Genomic DNA, 1,400 nt, shown 5'->3' on the forward strand with positions numbered 1-1,400 from the left:
GCGGGCGAGCTGGGCGTCCCGGCCGCCTCCGCCGCCGTCGCCAACGCCTACGCCCGCGCGACCGGCACCAGCCCGCGCTCCTTCCCGATCGACTTCTGACCACCAGCCGAGCCAGCCGAGGAATCGCGACCCCCATGCCCAGCCACACCTTCGTCCTCAACGGGCAGCCCGTGACCGTCGAGGCCCCGGACGACATGCCCCTGCTCTGGGTGCTGCGCGACAAGCTCGGCGTCACCGGCCCCAAGTACGGCTGCGGGGTGGGCGTCTGCCGCGCCTGCACCAGCCACCTGGACGGCCAGGAGTTCCAGCCCTGCACCCGTTCCGTCAAGGACTGCGCGGGCCACACCGTCACCACCATCGAGGGCCTGGCCGACGGCGAGGTCCTCCACCCCGTCCAGGAGGCCTGGCTCGCCTGCGACGTCGCCCAGTGCGGCTTCTGCCAGCCGGGTCAGATCATGACCGCCGTCGCCCTGCTGCGCCGCACCCCGAACCCGACGGACGCGGACATCGACCAGATCCAGAACATCTGCCGCTGCGGCACGTACCCGCGCATCCGCGAGGCGATCAAGCAGGCCGCCACCCGGCAGGTCGCCAAACCCTGAGCCCTGGGCCCGGGTTCGGCCCCGCCACCGACCTGCCACCGACCTGCCACCGACCCGCCGCCGCCCCGCCGCCAGTCGTCCGACGCCTCAGGTGGCCGCCGGGTCGCGGCCGAAGAAGGCGGCGAGCCGGTCGTACGCCGGGGCGTCCTCGGGGACGTCGACGGCGGGGCCGAAGGCGTGGTGCTCCTCCTCGGCGCCCCGGTACTCGGGTTTGAGCGCGCCGGCCGCCCAGGTGAGCGCGGCGAGCGCGACCTCGTGGTCCAGGCCCTCGGTGGACTGGCCGGTGGCATGGGCCAAGTCCCAGCCGTGGACGGCGAATTCGGTGATCTGCTGGTCCACCGGGAAGCGGGCCGGGAGGGTGCCGACGCCGGGGACCTCCAGGGTGCCGCCGAGGTCGCCGGCCGCACGCCAGGCGTCGACCAGCTCCTCCGCCCCGGACTCGAAGGCGTGCAGCCAGTCCTCCTCGACCCGTTCGAAGGGCTGCGACCAGTCCGGCTGCCCGCCCTTCGCCCGGACGGTGAACTGCCGCAGGTCGTGCAGGAGGTGGCTGATCAGGTCGCCGACGTCCCAGGAGCGGCAGGGCGTCGGGTGGCCGGCCAGCTCGACACCGGTGCCGTCGATCAGCCCGGCGGTCTGCGCGAGGGCCCGGGCCAGCAGCCCGATCGGGTCTTCCGCTGCGGTCATGGCACACCTCTCGGTACGGGTCCCGGTCCGGGAGCACGGGTCGTGCCGGGCGATCGTAAGCGCGTGCGCCGACAACCGCCCGGCACGACACCGGGCCCGCCGCCACCCGGGGCG

2 protein-coding genes are annotated in these 1,400 nt (G+C 74.6%); one reads left to right on the forward strand and one right to left on the reverse strand.

The genetic code is table 11. From position 1 onward, the window contains the following. Positions 1 to 134: 134 nt before the first annotated feature. Entirely contained in the window at positions 135 to 602 is a 468-nt protein-coding gene (locus ACFU6K_RS39020) for a (2Fe-2S)-binding protein (RefSeq protein ID WP_380671425.1), read from the forward strand. Between the two features lie 87 nt (positions 603 to 689). Here the strand turns inward: ACFU6K_RS39020 and ACFU6K_RS39025 are convergent, their stop codons facing one another. Beyond that, positions 690 to 1,286, reverse strand: a complete 597-nt coding sequence (locus ACFU6K_RS39025; RefSeq protein ID WP_380671427.1) for a TIGR03086 family metal-binding protein — start codon at positions 1,284 to 1,286, stop codon at positions 690 to 692. Positions 1,287 to 1,400: the final 114 nt, after the last annotated feature.

The sequence above is a fragment of the Kitasatospora sp. NPDC057512 genome (assembly GCF_042802135.1).
GTDB lineage: Bacteria > Actinomycetota > Actinomycetes > Streptomycetales > Streptomycetaceae > Kitasatospora.